The organism is Cupriavidus sp. 2TAF22 (assembly GCF_052115045.1).
Taxonomy (GTDB): domain Bacteria; phylum Pseudomonadota; class Gammaproteobacteria; order Burkholderiales; family Burkholderiaceae; genus Cupriavidus.
The window spans coordinates 1-17,512 of sequence record NZ_JBFRFX010000063.1 but is presented as its reverse complement, the minus strand read 5'-3'; the positions used below and the strand labels follow the sequence as shown (position 1 = coordinate 17,512).

Below are 17,512 nucleotides of genomic sequence, written 5' to 3'. Positions count from 1 at the left end.
GATGATGGACTTCTCTATAGTGGTCCCGGGCTGCCCCATGAGCACGCCCCTTCCCGTACTGGCTGGCCATGCAGCGCTGCCGTTTATGCGACACCGGGAAGCACAAGACCCAAGGTCAGGAGACGAGTACATGAGCATATTTAGTGCAGCAGCCAGGGCGGCCATATTCGGCTTCAGCCTTGCCACCGCAAGTTTTGCAGCCGGTGCAGCCTGGCCGGAGCGTCCACTGCGACTGGTTGTGCCGTTCCCTGCAGGCGGGTCCTACGACATCATCGCGCGAACGCTGTCCCGGAAGCTGGAGAAGAGGCTGGGGCAGCCGGTCGTGGTCGAGAACATCGCGGGCGGCGCCACCGTGCCCGGCGTTATGTCAGCTCTGAAGGACAAGCCGGAAGGCTATACCCTGCTGCTCGCCAGCGATGGCTCGCTCAACATCAACCCGCACGTCATCAAGGGCCTGCGCTACAACCCCGATACCGAGCTCACGCCCGTCACCATTCTGACCACGGTGCCGCACTGGATCGTTGCCCGCTCCGACCGCAAGGAACGGAACCTGGCGGACTTGAAAGCCTATATCCAAGGCAACCCCGGGAAGGTCTCGATCAGCATCAATACCGTGGCCGGTGCGGCCCACTTGGCGCTGGCCAACTGGAAGCAGCGCAATGGCCTGGACTTTGCCATCGTCCCCTATCGCGGGTCGCCGCCGGCAATGGCAGATCTCATCGGCGGCCAGACCGACGCGCACGTCGACGTGATCGGCTCTTCGGTGGCCTACGTCACCGACGGCAAGGTCAAGCCCCTGGCAACCCTGCAGAGCCACGCCGTCGCCCAGTTCCCGAAGCTCGAGACGCAAAAGGCCGATAGCCCGGATGGGCTGTTGGTGAGCGCCAATCTGGCGCTGGTGGTGCGGACAGGTACGCCCCAGCCAATCATCGAGCGGCTGTACAAGGAAGTGAATAGCAGCGTGGAAGAGCCTGACTTCCTCGCACGCCTGCAGTCGCTCGCTTACGAACCCGTGCTGACCCCGCCCGCGCAGGCCCGTAAATTTCTCCAGGCCGAGTCCGCCCGCTATGGCGCGATCGCCAAGGCAGTCAACCTGGATGCGAACTGAAGCCATGCACACCAAGGATAAGAAGATGCGCTTTGTCATTGCCCTGATGCGGCATGAAACCAATACGTTCTCGCCGATCGCGACGCCGCTCTCGTCATTCTGCCGCGGCACCGGCGTGGATGGGCCGACCTCCGGCGAGGCAGCCATCCGGGCCTGCGAAGGCACCAACAATGCCGCCGCGGCCTTTATCGACATGGTGCGCAGCCAGGGCGACGAGTTCGTCATGCCGCTGCTGGCCAACGCGGTGCCAAGCGGCATCGTGACCGCCGAGGCGTTTGAATCGATGACGGCATCCATCGTGGCGGCGGTGCGCGAAGGATGCGACGCCGTCATGCTCGACCTGCACGGCGCGATGGTGGCGCAGGGCTATCCCGATGCCGAGGGCGAACTGCTCAGGCGCATCCGTGCCGTGGCGCCGGACGTGCCCATTGCTGTGGCGCTGGATTTCCACGCCAACTTCAGCGAAGCGCTGGTGGGCAATGCAACGGCCATCGCCGGCTACTGCACCTATCCCCACGTCGACGTGTACGACACCGGCACGCGTGCCGCGCGCACGCTGATGGCCGCGCTGCGCGGCGAGGCCACGCCGGTCATCCTGTCGCGCACCTTGCCGATGCTCACGCATATGCTGCGGCAGACCCCGCAGGACCAGCCCATGAAAGACATCATGGACCGCGCCATGGCGGCGGAGCGCGATGGCGAAGTGCTCAATGCCTCGGTGTTTGGCGGATTTCCGCTCGCCGATATCCCGCACGTTGGCCTGACCGTGGTGATCGTGGCAGATGCCGGGCGCGAGCATGCCGCGCGCCAGTTGCTGGACGAACTGACGGCAATGGCCTGGGCACGCCGCGCCGATTTTGTCTTCCCGGTCGAGCCGATGGCGGAGTCGGTAGCGCGCGCCAAGACGCTCGACGGCGGCCCCGTGGTACTGGTGGACCATGGCGACAACTGCGGCGCCGGCGGCCCTACCGACCAGATGAGCGTGCTGGCCGAAGTGATGCGCCAGGGCCTCGACGATGTCGTGGCCGGCCCGTTCTGGGATCCGGCCGCGGTGGCGCGGATGATCGAGGCTGGCGTCGGCCAGCAGATTACGCTCGCGGTGGGCGGGCGGACCGACATGCCCGCGTTGCAACTCAAAGGCCAGCCCCTGATGCTGACCGGGCGGGTGAAGTGCATTACCGATGGCAACTACCAGGTGACCGGACCGATGTTTACCGGCGTGCGGCTCAGTCTTGGCCGTGTGGCCGTACTCGACGTGGACGGTGTGCTGGTGATGGTCTGCGAGAAGCCGCAGGAGCCATTCGACACCGGCGTGTTCACGCATGCAGGCATCGACCTGGCGCGCAAAAAGTACATCCTGATCAAGTCGCGCCAGCATTTCCGCGCGGGGTTCGGTCCGATTGCCCGGCATGTCGTGTTGGTAGCCGGACCGGGGGTGTGCAGTTCGGACTACAGCCTGTTTCCATTCAAGAACCTCCGGCGGCCGATTTATCCGCTGGAACCGGACACCACGCTGGACCTGGCCGCGGCGTAAGCCGGCACGAAAACTGAGGACTCAGACATGCACAATCGCTTCTTCTTACGCAAGCTGGCCGCCGCCTTCATCGCCGCCGTTGCCGCGGCGAGCGTACCGGCCACGGCCGTTGCCGCCGGCGCCGACACTCCCACCCGCATCGTCGTTGGCTTTGCAGCGGGCGGCGCACTGGACGTTTTCGCGCGCACCCTCGCGGAGAAGCTGCGCGTCTCACTTGGCGAAACCATTCTGGTCGAGAACCGGCCCGGGGCTTCAACCCGGCTCGCGCTCGAATCGGTGAAGCGGTCCGCGCCGGATGGGAAAACCATCCTTATCTCGCCCGCGCCACCGTTCACTATCTTCCCATTGACCTACAAGCGGCTGCCGTACGATCCCGACAAGGATCTGGTGCCTGTTGCTTATCTGGCGGACGTGCCCCTGGTCGCTTCGGCCAGCGTCAACCAGCCTTACAAGACGATGTCGGAATATATCGCATGGGTGAAGCGCAATCCGACCTCCACCGGGTTCGGGCTGGTCACACTGGGTGGCACCGTGCACTTCGGCGTGCTCACGCTGCGCAAGGCCATTGATGTGCCGCTGACACCAACGGCCTACCGTGGCGCGGCGATGATGTTGACGGACGAGATCGGGGGCACGCTGCCTATAGGCGTCGATGCGATAGGGGGCCAGATGGAGCTGCATCGAGCGGGAAAGATCCGCTTTCTCGGCGTGACAGGCACTAAGCGCTCAACCTTGCTTCCCGGTGTACCGACGCTGCGCGAAGCCGGCATACCGGGCTTCGATATGGCATCGGGCTGGTATTCCGCGTTCGTCCCTGCGGGCACCCCTGCCGCGACTGTTGCGCGTCTTGAGAAGGCACTGCTGGATGCTGTGAAGGATCCTGAGGTGCGCGCGAAGATGGCGGCTCTTGGCATGGAGATGGCAGGTCAGCCTGGCGCGGAAGCCCACAAGACGATCCTTGCACAACGGGCGCAATGGAAGCCCATTGTCGATGCCTCTGGATTTACGGCCGACGACTGACGCCAAAACGGCATGACCACGGTATCTGCCATGCCGCTTAACGCCGCGACGATGGGCGAAGAACGCTAATCCTCCACGTCGTCCATTTGGCAGTCGGGCGAATGCCATCGCAGCGCGGCTTATGCGTGTAGCTCGGCGACTATGCGTTCCGCGAGAAAATCGCAGGGTGGCCGGTTCGACGTGACACTCCGCGCAAGTACGATCTCGAGCGTGCCAATCTCAGGCAGACCCTGCGCTGGCCCGAGCAGCGTAAAGTCAGGCGGCACTGCACACCGCGCCAGTGGGGTGATGGCGAGACCGGCTCGGGCCATGGTTAGCAGGCCCAGCAGACTCGGGCTCTCATATGATGTTCGATACGCAATCTTTTCGCGCTCAAGGCTCCGAATCGCCTTCTCGCGTGCGACGCTTCCAGGCAGAAACACAGCAATGGGTAGCGGCCGCTCTCGCCAGATTTCAGTGGAGCCCGGGGCGGCTGCCCACACCATCGGTTCATGCCGCAAGAACTCGCCGGTCAGCCCTTTGACACGCGTCGCGCAGACGAGATCCACTGTGCCGTCTCGCAGCATCGGCGCTAGCGCGACGCTGGGCAGCCCGATCACCTGGATTTCGACCTTGGGATAGCTGGCCGAGAACTTCTTGAGAATCGGTGGGAACAGCGACGACGCGTAATCGTCAGGTACGCCGATCACCACGCGGCCAGTGACGTCCGGTCGCACGACCGCGGCCCACGCCTCATCGCGTAGTGCAATGATCCGGCGCGCGTACGCCAGAAGCACCTCTCCGTCCTGCGTCGGAATCACGCTGCGCGGCTTGCGTACGAAGAGCGCTTTGCCAAGGGCCAATTCCAGCGTTTTGATCTGCATGCTCACCGCCGACTGCGAGCGATGCACGAGTTCGCCAGCTCGGCTGATCGTGCCTGTGTCTGCAACGGCGATGATCATGGTGAGAACGTCGACGTCGAGGGCATTCCTCTCGGTGCTCATGTTTATTCTTCCGTGGAGAGATATCAGAAAATCTGAACGATTCCATCAATATTATGCGATTTTCTTTTTGGGTGCGGTGCAGCAAAGTCTGCGAAACGGAGTTAGACATGAATGCACGAGCGCCCCTGACTACGCTGGCTCTTGCCGGCGCCTGGCCACAACCCTCTTTTGTTTCCACTGCCTCCGGCACCTCCGTTCCATACGTGGAAGCTGGGAGCGGCGAGCCAATGGTATTCGTGCACGGGTCGCTGTGCGACTACCGCTATTGGGACCCGCAGCTCGCTTCGCTCTCGAAGAACTTCCACTGCTTCGCTCCGAGCCTGGGCCACTATTGGCCGGAAACCAACGCATTCGGACGCGGCGACTTCAGTTGGGAGGCGCACGTCGCTGAAATTGCGGAGTTCATCGAGGCGCTGGGTCTCGGGCCGGTCCATCTGGTCGGCCACTCGCGTGGCGGCTGCATCGCGTTTCATCTGGCGCGCGAATACCCTCACGTGGTGAAGACGCTCACGCTCGCTGATCCAGGCGGCCCGTTGCAGGCAACGCCGCAAGCAGAAGCCGCCAAATTGCCGCCGGCCACCCATGCGTTGCGAGCGAAGGCCGCAGAACTGATTGAGCAAGGCGAATTCGATGCCGGTCTGAATCTGTTTGTAGACTCGGTAACCATGCCTGGTTTCTGGAGCAAGAGTTCCCAGAGCTTCCGCAGCATGGCGCTCGATAATGCGCTCACACTGCCGAAGCAGCTGCTTGACCCGTTGCCCGCCTACACACGTGAAGCCGCCCGTGAAATCCAGTGTCGAACGTTGCTGATCGATGGGCAAAAGAGTCCGCGAATGTTCCGTAGCACGGTCGAGAAGCTTCAAGAATGGATCGGGCGCGCTGAGCGTCAGACAATTGCCGGAGCCTCTCACGGCATGAATATTGCCAACCCAGGCGCGTTCAATCGGGCGGTTGCCAAGTTGGCTAGCTAGCGGGGCCTTGTGTCCAGGGCACACATGGGATTCTCTCGCCTGAGGGGGGCGGCCTGTTGCGGGGCAAACAGTCTGGCGAGAACTGGAGCGGCAAGGCTTTGACGTGACCTACCTGGAGGTCGGCCCCGACGGCCTTATCGACTTCGACACGCCCGCAGCGTGCTGCGCCCCGATAGCATCGTCTCGGTGGTGATGGTGAACAACGAGATCGGCGTGATCCAGCCGATCGCCGAAAGCGCCTCAGCCGTCCTACCCTCGCAGCAAAACGCAATTAATCGCCTGAGCGGAGGACAAGACACGTTCAGTGTCGACCGGAATCGCCTCGATGGAGCAGGTCTCGGAACATCAAATCTCATTTTTTGCCTACGCTAACAGTAGCGTAGGCTTGCAGGATGCCGCTTGGGCGGTTCTGGAGAAGCCGGCTGCCGCGCACCCGCGGGCTCGCACGCGGGTGAGGATTCCACGCCATATCCGGTACTTGTCGTCCGGGTTGATGGCGAGATCCTCGCCTGCACCCGTCCGTAGATGTAGCTCTGCAAACAGTTCTGGTCGGCAATCCGGAACAGATCGAAATTCCACTCTTGCGCTTAAGCGACGAAAATGCTGGCCGCTTCTGGCCGTAATGGTTCCGAGGGCAGCGACCGAACCCTGCTGTATTTCGGTTGTCTGACCCTGTTCGTCGCTTTGGCAACGCCCGCCGGTTACCTGGTTGATATACAGACGTCGTACATACTCAAGAACCAGTTGCATGCGACGGCGACGCAGATCGCGACATTCCGGCTGGTTACGGGCATCCCAGTCTACCTTGCGTTCGCTTTTGGCCTCGCGCGCGACCTATGGAACCCGCTGGGATTGCGGGATCGCGGCTTCTTCCTGATCTTCGCTCCGGTGACCGCGGTGGCATTCATCTGGATGGCGTTTGCAGGTTTCTCATACGCGGGACTGGTCGCCGGGATGCTGCTGGCAATGCTGTCGTCCCGATTTGTCGCCGCGGCCTATCAGGGGTTAATCGCGCTAGTGGGCCAGGAGAAAAGCATGTCCGGGCGCCTGAGCGCTCTGTTGAATGTGGCCGGCTCCGTCCCGGTCGTTGCGGGAGCATTTGCTTCCGTATACGTCTCCGATCATTTTGCCGTGAAAGAGGCTTTCTTCCTGGTGGCGGCGGTCAATCTACTGGTTGCCGCATTGGGGCTCTGGAAGCCCATTTCCGTCTTCGGCCATGCCTACGAGAAGCCGCAAGCCAGGGGCGCAGATCTCGTTGGGAATGCCAGGCGGCTGGTGAGGCATAAGGCCGTTTATCCAGCGGTTCTCATCTGCTTTCTGTGGAACTTTGCGCCAGGAGCGGCCACGCCGCTTCAGTTCTATCTGACCAATGAGCTGCATGCAGCGGATTCCGTTTACTCGTACTACAACGGGATTTTTGCCGCCGCCTTCATCCCGACATTTTTGCTGTATGGTTTTCTGTGCAAGAAAGTGGCGCTGAACAAGCTGCTGTGGTGGGGCACGATCGTCGCAGTGCCGCAGATGATTCCGCTGGCATTCATTCACTCAGCCAATCTCGCGCTTGTATTGGCGGCACCGATAGGACTCATGGGCGGTGTAGCCACGGCAGCATACTTCGATCTCGCGATGCGATCCTGTCCGCCAGGCTTGCAAGGAACCTTGATGATGCTGGTCGATGGCGTTCTCGCGCTCTCGGCCCGTGCCGGCGATCTGTTGGGTTCATGGATCTATAACAGCAGCCCAACGCACGGTTTCACATACTGTGTGATCGCGACGACCGTAGTGTACGCACTGATCCTGCCTTTGATCCCGCTGGCGCCGAGAGCATTGATTGCTACCAGGGATGGCGAGCCAAATCCGGAGGTGGAGGCCGAGGTGCTAAACGAGGTCCGGGAGACTGTCGACCAAGCGCACTCGCGAACGCGAGTTCCTGGGCGAGATGGTTAGATGAAGGCATGGTGCGGCTTCCGGATGAGACCACTATCCTTCGCTTCCGGCATCTTCTGGAAACGCACGATCTGAGCAACAAGATGTTTTCCGTAGTCAGCGATCTCCTCCGCGCGAAAGGCTTGATGCTGAAGACTGGCACGGCAGTGGATGCGACGTTTGCCTCGGCGCCCGGTTCCACCAAGAACGCAGGGGGCGAGCGTGACCCGGAAATGCACTCCCCTGAGCAGGGGCACGTGCAAATCCAGCATCGGATGTGACGCGCAACTTGAGGATAGGCGTTGCATCTGAGCACACGTCCGCGGCGGGCTGTCGGGATTTTTGTATGCCAACGTAGTGGCGCGCGCGGCCGATACGAACCAATACATTAAGAGCCTCTGTCCGCTACAGCCGGGATACATATCCATCCTTCAATGCTGCATATGCAACAGATACCCGCCGCCTTGGTTGGGGCGCTTGCAGACCCTAGAGCAAAAGGTAGACGACATGACAACGAAATCCACAGTTCGCAGCGCGCTCCGATTCGCGGCTGCCGCAGGTGCGGCAGGGCTGGCTGCCACGCTACTCATTGGCACCGCGCACGCGGCGGCGCCGCAACCCGCAATACCGGAGATTGGCTTCGTCCAGGTCAACCCCGATATCAAGCTGAGGCGCCTGGTCGTACACAATGCCGCCGCCAGTGGCACCGTGCTGTTCCTGCATGGATTCCCCGAGACGCTGTACGCGTGGAAAGACATCGCGTCCTCCCTGGCCCAGAACTATGAAGTTCACGCGTTCGACTGGCCCGGCTATGGCGAGTCGTCTCGTCCCGCCGCCGACAAGTTTGCCTACGCCCCCAGCGACTACGCAAAGGTGCTCAAGGACTATATCGCCACTGCCGGAATCGACACGCAGCATCTTGTGATCTACGCGACGGACATTGGCGCGCTGCCGGCCCTGCTGGCGGCCATCGACGACCCGGCCATTGCAAAGCGCATCGTCGTCGGCGACTTCGCGCCGTTCAACCGGCCGCAGTTCATGCAGGAGCGTCTTCAGGGGCTCAAGGATCCCGCGACGGCCGAGGCGGTCCATGCCGCCTTTAACCGCGCACGTGACGAGATCTTGCAGAACGCCTTTATTCGTGGGCTTCCCGAGTCTTTACGCTATGAAGTCACACCGGAATTTAAGGCAGACATCGCCCATGGATGGCAAAACGGCGCGCTGACGTCTGCCGACTCGTTCTATCACTACTACTCTCACTTCACGCGTGACCAGGACTATTTCGAAGCCAACCTGGGCAAGCTGAAGACTCCCGTCAGCGTCATCTGGGGGGAGAAGGACATCTATATTCAAAAGGAAATGGGTCAGGAGCTGGCCAATCGCGCGGGGCTGGATTTCCACGTCCTTCCGAGTATTGGCCACTATCCGCATTTGCAGGACAAGGCCGCAACCATTGCCGAAGTAAGAGCCGCATTTGACGCCAAATAATCCACGGCATTCCGGCCGGTGTCACGGTTGGCGCCGACTACGCGGTGAAGCCGTTTGTTCTCGCTTGCCCGCGCGCCATTGATATGTGGCCGGCTTGAGGCGGAAGCCCTTTTTGTCCATCAGAAGTCAGGAGTCTGCGCAACTCTCACTCTTGCAGGACAGACAGAGTGCCAGGACCATCAAGATGGGTTCTCCGGGTGCTTACAACGCCTCGCCGTCCTTTAGCGTCCGTTTCCGCAGATCGCGTCGCAGCGGCGCTTCAGGCACGTGGCCGGTCGATCTTCCAGATGTAAGGGTTACCCCTAGTCAATCATTCCCGATTTTTGGGACTCGTGGTTTTGATTTTTGGGAACGAGGTCCTATTCTTGGCACCTATGTTGAATCCCGTCGATAACCCAAGCGCCTTGAAGCCCGCGACCTCCACGCCCGCCGAACCCGGGCAGCCAGCCGGCGGGGCCGATCGCGTGCTGTTCGTGCTGGCGGCGCTCGCACAACACGGCGCGCCGATCACCGTGCGGGAGCTCGTCGCCAAGACCGGCCTGCCCAAGAGCACGCTCTACCGGCAACTGGTAATGCTCAAGCGCTGGGGCTTTGTGCTGGAGTCCGACGGCGAGTACGCGCCGGGCCCGATCAGCCTGCAACTGGCGCTCGGTTTTGACATGGCCTCCCACCTGGCCCGCGAAGCCTTGCCCGACATGCGGCTATTGGCACAGCAGTCGGATGAAAGCGTGGGCCTGATCGTCGCCGTCAAGGATCACGCCGTGTGCCTGGAGATGGTGGAAAGCCGCCAGTCGCTGCGCTGCTCGTTCGAAAAGGGGCGCGGCGTGCCGCTGCGCGCCGGTGCGTCGGCCAAGTCGCTGCTGGCGTTCATGCGCGACGAAGCGCGCGAGCGTCTCGTCCATGCCCTGTGCGAGCCAGGCGAATCCGAGCAGCTGCTGGCTGAACTCGCCGCCATTCGCGAGGCCGGCTACGCCGTCAGCGAGGGCGCGGTGGATCCGGGCGTGTGGGGCGTGAGCGCGCCTCTCTTCTCGCGGCGCAGCAAGGCAGATGCGCTGGGTTCCATCACGCTGATGGTGCCGGCGACACGCCGGCAAGGGCGCGAAACCGCTCTGATCGCCATGACCGTGGCAGCGGCAATGCGGATTTCTGCCCGGCTGCAGTCTTACTGAACACAAGGCAAATCATTACCACTGCCGTCGACAAACCGCTACGACGGCCGCCGCTTCGCTACCGAGTAAAAAAGGAGACCTCCATGAACCTACGTCGCAAATGCCTGATGGCCGGCCTGACGGCCCTGATCAGCCTGACTTTCGGCGTCGCCGCCCACGCTGAGGACAGCGCCGTGCTGCGTGTGGCCACCGACGCCACCTTCCCGCCGATGGAATTCGTCGAGAACGGCAAGCGCACCGGCTTTGATGTGGAACTCGTTGAGGCCATGGCCAAGGTGATGGGCAAGCGGGTTGAGTGGACCGACATCGACTTCAAGGGCCTGGTCCCCGGGCTGGTCTCGCGCCGCTTCGACATGGCCGTGTCCGGCATCTACATCACCCCCGAGCGCAGCAAGGTGGTGGACTTCACCGAGCCGTACTACACCGGCGGCCTGGTGGCACTGGTCAAGAGCGGCAACACCACCATCCACACCCCGGTCGATCTGAACGGCAAGAAGGTCAGCGTGCAGGTGGGCACCAAGTCGGTCAGCTTCCTGCGCGACACGTATCCACAGGTGCAGCGCGTGGAAGTCGAGAAGAACCAGGAAATGTTCAGCCTGGTCGAGATCGGGCGTGCCGACGCCGCCGTGACCGGCAAGCCGGCCGCTATGCAGTACGTCAAGACCCGAGGCGGCCTGCGCATGGTGGAGCAGCCGTTGACCACCGAGGAATACGGCATGGCCGTGCGTAAGGACACGCCCGAGCTCACGCGCGCCCTCAATGCCGCACTGACCAAGGTGAAGGCCGATGGAACCTACGCCAAGCTGACCCAGAAGTGGTTCGGCAACGCCGCCAACGCAGCCGCCAAATAAGCCGCGCGAATCATCATCATGGAACTGGATTTTTCTCCTGTCTTTGCCGGTTGGCCTGACATCCTCCACGGCGCCATCGTCACCGTGGAGGTGACCGCCTGCGCGCTGGTGCTGGGTTGCATCATGGGCCTGCTGGTCGGCATCGGCCGGCTGGACCCGAAGCGTCGTGTCATCTATGGCATCTGTACTGCCTATGTGACGTTCATTCGCGGCACGCCGCTGCTGGTGCAGCTGTTCCTGCTGTTCTTCGGGCTGCCGCAATTCGACATCCTGCTGCCGGCCTTTGTGTGCGGCGTGATCGGGCTGGGCATCTATTCCGGCGCCTATGTGTCGGAAATCGTGCGCGGCGCCATTCAATCCGTGGACAAGGGCCAGATGGAAGCGGCTCGCTCGATCGGCATGTCTTCCGGCCAGGCCATGCGCGCAGTGATCCTGCCGCAGGCCATCGTGCGGATGATTCCACCGCTGGGCAATGAGTTCATCGCCCTGATCAAGAACTCGGCGCTGGTGTCGCTGCTGACCATTGCCGACCTGATGCACGAGGGCCAGAAGATCATCAGCGTGTCGTACCGGTCGCTGGAAGTCTATCTGGCGATCGCACTGGTTTATCTGATCCTGACGAGCGCAGCCGGGCTGATCCTGCAACGCGCAGAAAAACGGCTGCGCATGGGAGGCATGGTGCAATGAGCGATTCCGCAATCATCCGGATCCGGAACCTGGGCAAATCATTCGGAGGCCATTCGGTCTTGCGCGGCATCGACTTCGATGTGGAACCGTCGCAGGTCGTGGTTGTGATCGGCCCCAGCGGCTCGGGCAAGAGCACCTTCCTGCGTTGCTGCAACGGCCTGGAACAACCTGAGGCCGGCACCATCGACATCGTCGGCAAGCGGCTGGTGACCGAGGGCCAACTGATCGGCGAGCACGAACTGAACCAACTGCGCACGGAAGTGGGTATGGTGTTCCAGTCGTTCAATCTGTTCCCGCACCTGTCGGTACTGCACAACGTCACGGTGGGCCCCCGCATGCTGCGCGGCATCTCGCGCGAAGAAGCCGAGCGCAAGGCGATGAGCCTGCTTGAGAAAGTCGGTCTTGCGCACAAGGCCCAGGCCATGCCCGCCAGCCTGTCGGGCGGCCAGAAGCAGCGCGTGGCCATTGCCCGCGCACTGGCCATGGAGCCGCGCGTGATGCTGTTCGACGAGCCGACCTCAGCACTGGACCCCGAGCTGGTCGGCGAAGTGCTGCAGGTGATGAAGGTGCTGGCCGCCGAAGGCATGACCATGGTCGTGGTCACCCATGAAATGGGCTTTGCCCGCGAAGTGGCCGATGTGGTGGTGGTCATGGATGGCGGCGGCATCATTGAGGCGGGGCCGCCGTCGGTCATCTTTTCGGCGCCGACGCAGGAACGCACGCGTGGCTTCCTGCAGGCCGTGCTGACGCGGGCATGAGCATGGCTGTGACCCAGAATCCCTGGCAGGGCCGTGTCGACAGCGGCGAGCGCGGCGACACCACGCGCCTGTTCCGCATCGTACATGTGCTGGAAGCAGCAGACCCGACGCCCCTGAGCGGCGCGCCGGTGCTGCTCGGCTTCAGTTGCGACACCGGCGTGCTGCGCAACCAGGGCCGCCCCGGCGCCGCGCACGGCCCGGACGCCATCCGCCAGGCGCTGGCCAACGTGCCGGCGCACGGACTGCCCGCGTTGTACGACGCGGGCAATGTCGGCTGCGAGGACGGCGACCTGGAATCGGCCCAGCGGGCGCTGGCGGAAACCGTACGCGACGCGCTGGCGCGTGGCGGGCTTCCGCTGGTGCTGGGCGGCGGCCATGAAGTGGCCTGGGGCACGTGGCAAGGCCTGCGCGCGCACCTGGATGCACAGGACGATGGCGGGCGCGTACTTATCATCAATATCGACGCCCACTTCGACCTGCGCACCAGCCGGCCCGCAAGCTCCGGCACGCCGTTCGATCAGATCGCCAACGCGTGCGCAGAGCGAGGGCAGCCGTTCGACTATATCTGCCTGGGCGTCAGCCGCCTCAGCAATACGCCGGCGCTTTTCAGCCGCGCCGATGCGTTGGGCGTTTGCTATGTGGAAGACGTGGACATGCAGGAGCGCCACCTGCCATCGCGTCTGGCGGAACTGGCAGCGCGCATCGATGCCACCGACCACTTGTACCTGACCATCGACCTCGACGCACTGCCGGCGGCCGTGATGCCGGGCGTGTCGGCACCTGCCGCCTATGGCGTGCCGTTACCGGTGGTGGAGGAGGTGGCCTTGCTCGCGCGCCGCAGCGGCAAGCTGCGCGTGGCCGACCTGGCGGAATACAACCCGCAGTATGACCGCGACCACCAGGGCGCACGCGTGGCGGCCCGCCTGGCCTGGCGCCTGTTTGGCTGACAGGCAGGTCACTTCCCTGGCCGCGGGCCGACCTGAGCGCTTCGGCGCTTCTGTACTCCGGAGCGCCGGTGCGGATATTGCGCGATTCAGTCACTTTGAGCGATCGTTTCCCTGTGGGGGCTTGAACAAGGGTTTATACCGGGGCATTCTACGGACTCCGTTCGCATACAATGATCGAAATGATCACAATGGATGCTCGGTTCGATCAAATTCGATGTGTCGCGCAGGGTAGCGTGACGGCGTCGAATAGAGCGACGGACTCCAGCGAACAGGAGACCAGACATGCAAAACCCTTCGCGTTTTCGGCGCCAGGCGGTCCACGCGATTCTCTTGATGGGAATGGCCACTGTCATCCCCGGCTTCGGCCTGGCGCACGCCCAGGGCAGTGCCGATCGCATCGTTCGCATCGTCGTGCCCTTCGGCCCCGGCGGAGGCTCGGACGTGCTGGCCCGATTGATTCAGCCCCGGCTCGCCGAGACGCTGAGATCCACGGTCATCATCGAGAACCGACCGGGTGCCGGTGGCACGCTTGGCGCGGGCGTTGTCGCCAAGGCGGCGCCAGACGGCACGACATTGCTGTTGACGGATGCCAGCGTAGCTACCATCGCGCCCGCGCTGTACGCGAAACTCACTTACGCGACCAAGGACCTGACACCGGTCATTAGCCTGGCGCAGTTCCCCAATCTCCTGGTGGCGCCAACACGGTTACGGGCGAATACGCTGGCGGAACTGGTGGCAGAGCAGCGCTCCCATCCGCAGCCGTTGTCGATTGCATCGAGCGGAAACGGCACTAGCACTCACCTGACAGCGGAGTTGCTGAAGAGCGTGACGCATCTGCCGCTAACGCACGTGCCGTACAAAGGCAGTGGCGCGGCAATCAGCGATACGGCAGGCGGCCAGGTCGATCTGCTCTTCACTGGCTACGCGACGGTTGCCCAGCTCATCAAGGCCGGGCGATTGAAGCCGATCGCGGTCACTTCGCCCAAGCGCCTGCCAGAGTTGCCCCAGGTGCCCACTGTCGCGGAGAGTGGCTTTCCAGGCTTCGAGTCATGGATCGCGCAAGTGGTCTTTGCCCCGGCGGGTACGCCGCGCGAAGTGGTGCAGAAGCTGAATGTGGCAATTGCCGATGCGCTCCGGCAACCCGATGTGGCAGCGAAGATGCGGCAGCAGGGCCTGGAGCCTTACGGGAATTCACCCGATGAGTTTTCTACCTGGATTGACGGACAGTCACGCTTGTGGGCACGTGTGATCCGCGAGTCAGGGGCAAAGCCTGAATAGAAAGACGCTTTGGCAGGCCCAGCGCACGCTGCATTGGCGGGATGCCCGAGCTTGCCCAAGACAAAGGTCTCGTAGCCGGCGGTTGCGGGACCTTTACGCCTTTCTGACCAACGCATGCCATCATGCAAATTCTCCATCTCAAGATTAATCGAGCCAATCAATTGAAGGGTCAGTAGCTGCACCTGTCTGTTCCCCGATGGAGCGTTGACGACGTGCCCCCATTTCAAAATGGAAGAAGCTGACCCGTGAGCTGCTTCGAAAGGGCGAGCCGCGCATGCTGATTGTTGATGAGGTCCAACATCTGCAGCCGGGACCTATCGGGAACAGCGGTCGTCCCTGAACCTGCTGTAGTACCTGGGAAATGAATGTTGAGCCTGGGTCGCACGAATGACAATCGTCAACAACAGTTGTTCTGGCGAGCATCCCTTGATCATCAAAATTGCAATTAATCGCCAGGATTCCCGACCCAACCTGAAACCGGGGTTTGGCAGCACAGGCCACCGTGGCCGCGTGCCCGGCGTCGTCCTCCGGCAGGTAGGGGAGTGGCCAAAGGCGGGGGGCAAATCCGGCAGGAAGGGAGAGCATGGCGTACAGACTCCATTGGAGAACCTCCATGCGCATCTCGATCGGGGCATGCATTAAAGCGGAGGGAACGGCAGCAACTGACCGACCACTGAACGAACGGCAAGTGAAACTGCTCAACCGACTGCTCGATGGCTTCGAAGGGACGCTCACCAGTTCCAAGTGGGCGGCGATCGCCAAATGCTCCCCAGACACCGCGCTGCGCGACATCACTGAACTGCTCGCACGTGGCGTATTGCGCAAATCGGATGCAGGTGGGCGCAGCACCAGCTATGAGTTGAACGACCTATCCGAGTAGGCACGCCTCCGGGACATGACTTGGCTCGTGGGGGGAGCGGCGCCTTCATGGACCCTTGCCAACGCCTTCGGAAGGAGGCCAAGATGGACTTCGTTCACCGCAAGGCGCTTCAGCGCCCCTCCCGGTGCCGAAACTCGTCTGGTGGCACACCCATCAGGCGATGGAACATAGCCATGAACGCCGATGCGCTGCTGTAACCAAGGTGGGATGCAATCTCCTCGACCGTGTGCGCAGCATTGAGTAGAGGTATCGCTTTGACAACCCGGAGACGTTGTTTCCATTCGGCCAATGACATACCTAAATTCTTTTACGCGCGCCTTGCTAGCGTCCGTTCGGTCGTTTTGGCCAGCTCAGCGAGTGCGGGCAGTTTGGGAATATCGCCAGGAGAATTTTCCAGGAGTCGGAGGATAGGTACTAACAGTGGGTCGGTTGTGTACGGGAGGTAACTGCCAGTCGCCTTGCTATGAATAAGCTGGTCGAGTAGGACTTGATACAGGCGCAGATTCTCCATTGAGGGAGAGGAGGTGACGTCCGCCGTGCTCAAATGGTCGAGGATGGCGCGCATCAATGGACTTACGGAAATCGTGCAAGGGACGCTGGCGAGACCAGTACATAGGCGTGAGTGCACTGTGAACAAGCAATGGCGTGTTGCAAGTCCCCAAATGCTCAAAGGGAGCTGAGCCGGTGGTAGCCAAATGCCAGAGATCGGGGGAGCGACAAGTTGAGTATCTTCTAGCCTGACCTCGATGATTCCGTTGAACGAGTACAGGAAGACACCACTAACCTCGCTCATCTTGAGTGTGGGAACGGCGTCGGCATCATGCACTGCATGGAAGGAAAAGTTCTCCGCAGACCGCTTTCCGGGGAGTTGCTGTGCTACAGATGTGCGGAAATGCATCGACTTCCTGACGCCCTTTTTTGACCGACCGGTGCAAGTGCCGAGGGCAGGCGGATGGTAAGCATGCTGGTGGTGTGGGTTGGTAGTAGGCCGAAGTGGCATTGCGACGCTCTCCGGTTGGACCGTGAGTCGGGGGGCAATAGCTAGATGAAGACGTGATCGGTACGATAGGCGGCGCCGTTGCACGCTTTGCACTGCGCGGACACATCGCCACGATGCGCGCTGGCGACAACATGAAGTCCGTATTGGCAGCCTTTTCCTTTGCTCCTTTACGATGTCGTTCAGAAACGCGTAGATCGTGCTGCCTTCATGGAGGCTCGACATGCTAGTAGTCCAACGTTTCGGAGAAAGATACTTCGGTCTTCTGCGCGAGGGGATGTCGGATTGGGGTCGCAAGCACGAGCTTGTCGGTGCTGAAATGCACCAGATCGAGGCCGTCCGAATTGATCGGTCCGGATATGATGCCCAAGTCTGTACTTCCATTGTATGGGTGCAGGTAATATGTTGCCTACGCCTATTCCCGACGTCTTGCATGAACTGCGGAGATTCCTGCGGATTTCGGCACAGCCATGATCTTCCGAGCGCAAGCTTGGGAGCTCTAATTCGAAGTCAGGTCGATGCTGAATACGGTACAGATGCGAGGTGCGCGCAGACGAAACGAGAGAGTACGAGAAGTCGTTTGCTGAAGAAGTGATCGGCCCCCGCCATCGTCACCACGGCGACGGACTGGCTCTCCGCCCATCGCGGTATCGTGGTAATGGGCACTCGGATATCGCACTCCCCATGGACAATAAGTGTGTCAGGCGGTAGCCCGGGCAGGGTAGTCCCTGCCACCGTCCACCTTGCCCAGTCCGAGCCCGGCGACCACTAGTACAACATCCCGTAAATAGATTTAATAATTATCAGGCTGTAGGTACGGCTCCAGGAGCGTGACGACCACCTGGGCCATCTCGTCGAGCGAGCCTGCGCCTGGCAACGGCTCCCAACGCCCACTATGGTTGCGAAAGGCGGCGC

At 61.9% G+C, this 17,512-nt stretch carries 16 protein-coding genes and 3 pseudogenes; 16 read left to right on the top strand and 3 right to left on the bottom strand.

Annotation, left to right across the window (positions count from 1 at the left end):
* The first annotated feature begins 130 nt into the window (after positions 1-130).
* Genes AB4Z48_RS37420 through AB4Z48_RS37410 form a run of 3 tightly spaced genes read left to right on the top strand, consistent with a single transcriptional unit; the run spans position 131 to position 3,662 of the window.
* On the top strand, positions 131-1,108 hold the full coding sequence (locus tag AB4Z48_RS37420) for a Bug family tripartite tricarboxylate transporter substrate binding protein (protein WP_441623449.1): 978 nt from the start codon (positions 131-133) through the stop codon (positions 1,106-1,108).
* A gap of 25 nt (positions 1,109-1,133) precedes the next feature.
* A complete protein-coding gene (locus AB4Z48_RS37415) occupies positions 1,134-2,642 on the top strand; it encodes a M81 family metallopeptidase (RefSeq protein ID WP_441623477.1) in 1,509 nt (502 codons plus the stop codon).
* A gap of 27 nt (positions 2,643-2,669) precedes the next feature.
* Positions 2,670-3,662: a tripartite tricarboxylate transporter substrate-binding protein gene (locus tag AB4Z48_RS37410; protein WP_441623447.1), complete on the top strand. Its 993-nt coding sequence runs from the start codon at positions 2,670-2,672 to the stop codon at positions 3,660-3,662.
* Positions 3,663-3,781: 119 nt separating this feature from the next.
* Here the strand turns inward: AB4Z48_RS37410 and AB4Z48_RS37405 are convergent, their stop codons facing one another.
* Positions 3,782-4,645 (bottom strand): LysR substrate-binding domain-containing protein, encoded by an 864-nt coding sequence (locus AB4Z48_RS37405; protein ID WP_441623446.1) that lies wholly within the window; start codon positions 4,643-4,645, stop codon positions 3,782-3,784.
* Between the two features lie 107 nt (positions 4,646-4,752).
* Between AB4Z48_RS37405 and AB4Z48_RS37400 the strand changes: the two genes are divergently transcribed.
* The 13 genes and pseudogenes from AB4Z48_RS37400 to AB4Z48_RS37340 form a co-directional block, all read left to right on the top strand.
* Complete coding sequence (locus tag AB4Z48_RS37400; protein WP_441623444.1) at positions 4,753-5,616, top strand: alpha/beta fold hydrolase; 864 nt, start codon at positions 4,753-4,755, stop codon at positions 5,614-5,616.
* A 76-nt stretch (positions 5,617-5,692) separates the two neighbouring features.
* Positions 5,693-5,844: pseudogene (locus tag AB4Z48_RS37395) on the top strand (aminotransferase class V-fold PLP-dependent enzyme); the annotation flags it as partial.
* Between the two features lie 372 nt (positions 5,845-6,216).
* On the top strand, positions 6,217-7,563 hold the full coding sequence (locus AB4Z48_RS37390) for an MFS transporter (protein ID WP_441623443.1): 1,347 nt from the start codon (positions 6,217-6,219) through the stop codon (positions 7,561-7,563).
* Positions 7,560-7,796: pseudogene (locus AB4Z48_RS37385) on the top strand (IS5/IS1182 family transposase); the annotation flags it as partial. The gene AB4Z48_RS37390 and the pseudogene AB4Z48_RS37385, both read left to right, overlap by 4 nt.
* 253 nt (positions 7,797-8,049) lie before the next feature.
* On the top strand, positions 8,050-9,030 hold the full coding sequence (locus AB4Z48_RS37380; RefSeq protein ID WP_441623441.1) for an alpha/beta fold hydrolase: 981 nt from the start codon (positions 8,050-8,052) through the stop codon (positions 9,028-9,030).
* Positions 9,031-9,404: 374 nt separating this feature from the next.
* Positions 9,405-10,199 (top strand): IclR family transcriptional regulator, encoded by a 795-nt coding sequence (locus AB4Z48_RS37375; RefSeq protein WP_441623475.1) that lies wholly within the window; start codon positions 9,405-9,407, stop codon positions 10,197-10,199.
* A gap of 83 nt (positions 10,200-10,282) precedes the next feature.
* Entirely contained in the window at positions 10,283-11,050 is a 768-nt protein-coding gene (locus AB4Z48_RS37370) for a transporter substrate-binding domain-containing protein (protein ID WP_441623439.1), read from the top strand.
* An 18-nt stretch (positions 11,051-11,068) separates the two neighbouring features.
* Complete coding sequence (locus AB4Z48_RS37365) at positions 11,069-11,737, top strand: amino acid ABC transporter permease (RefSeq protein WP_441623437.1); 669 nt, start codon at positions 11,069-11,071, stop codon at positions 11,735-11,737.
* Positions 11,734-12,495, top strand: a complete 762-nt coding sequence (locus AB4Z48_RS37360) for an amino acid ABC transporter ATP-binding protein (protein WP_441623435.1) — start codon at positions 11,734-11,736, stop codon at positions 12,493-12,495. The genes AB4Z48_RS37365 and AB4Z48_RS37360 overlap by 4 nt, the downstream gene beginning before the upstream one ends.
* Positions 12,492-13,442 (top strand): formimidoylglutamase, encoded by a 951-nt coding sequence (gene hutG, locus AB4Z48_RS37355; protein WP_441623433.1) that lies wholly within the window; start codon positions 12,492-12,494, stop codon positions 13,440-13,442. The genes AB4Z48_RS37360 and hutG overlap by 4 nt, the downstream gene beginning before the upstream one ends.
* Before the next feature lie 282 nt (positions 13,443-13,724).
* Positions 13,725-14,720: a Bug family tripartite tricarboxylate transporter substrate binding protein gene (locus AB4Z48_RS37350; protein ID WP_441623432.1), complete on the top strand. Its 996-nt coding sequence runs from the start codon at positions 13,725-13,727 to the stop codon at positions 14,718-14,720.
* 220 nt (positions 14,721-14,940) lie between these two features.
* Complete coding sequence (locus AB4Z48_RS37345) at positions 14,941-15,060, top strand: hypothetical protein (RefSeq protein ID WP_441623473.1); 120 nt, start codon at positions 14,941-14,943, stop codon at positions 15,058-15,060.
* A gap of 330 nt (positions 15,061-15,390) precedes the next feature.
* Positions 15,391-15,600, top strand: a pseudogene (locus AB4Z48_RS37340) (DUF4172 domain-containing protein); the annotation flags it as partial.
* A 109-nt stretch (positions 15,601-15,709) separates the two neighbouring features.
* Here the strand turns inward: AB4Z48_RS37340 and AB4Z48_RS37335 are convergent.
* Together AB4Z48_RS37335 and AB4Z48_RS37330 are read right to left on the bottom strand one after the other, a co-directional pair.
* Positions 15,710-15,895 carry a helix-turn-helix domain-containing protein gene (locus AB4Z48_RS37335; protein ID WP_441623430.1) on the bottom strand — a complete coding sequence of 62 codons (186 nt, stop codon included), beginning with the start codon at positions 15,893-15,895 and terminating at the stop codon, positions 15,710-15,712.
* A gap of 928 nt (positions 15,896-16,823) precedes the next feature.
* Positions 16,824-16,994, bottom strand: coding sequence for a LysR substrate-binding domain-containing protein (locus AB4Z48_RS37330; protein WP_441623472.1), 171 nt, complete (start codon positions 16,992-16,994; stop codon positions 16,824-16,826).
* Between the last annotated feature and the right edge of the window lie 518 nt (positions 16,995-17,512).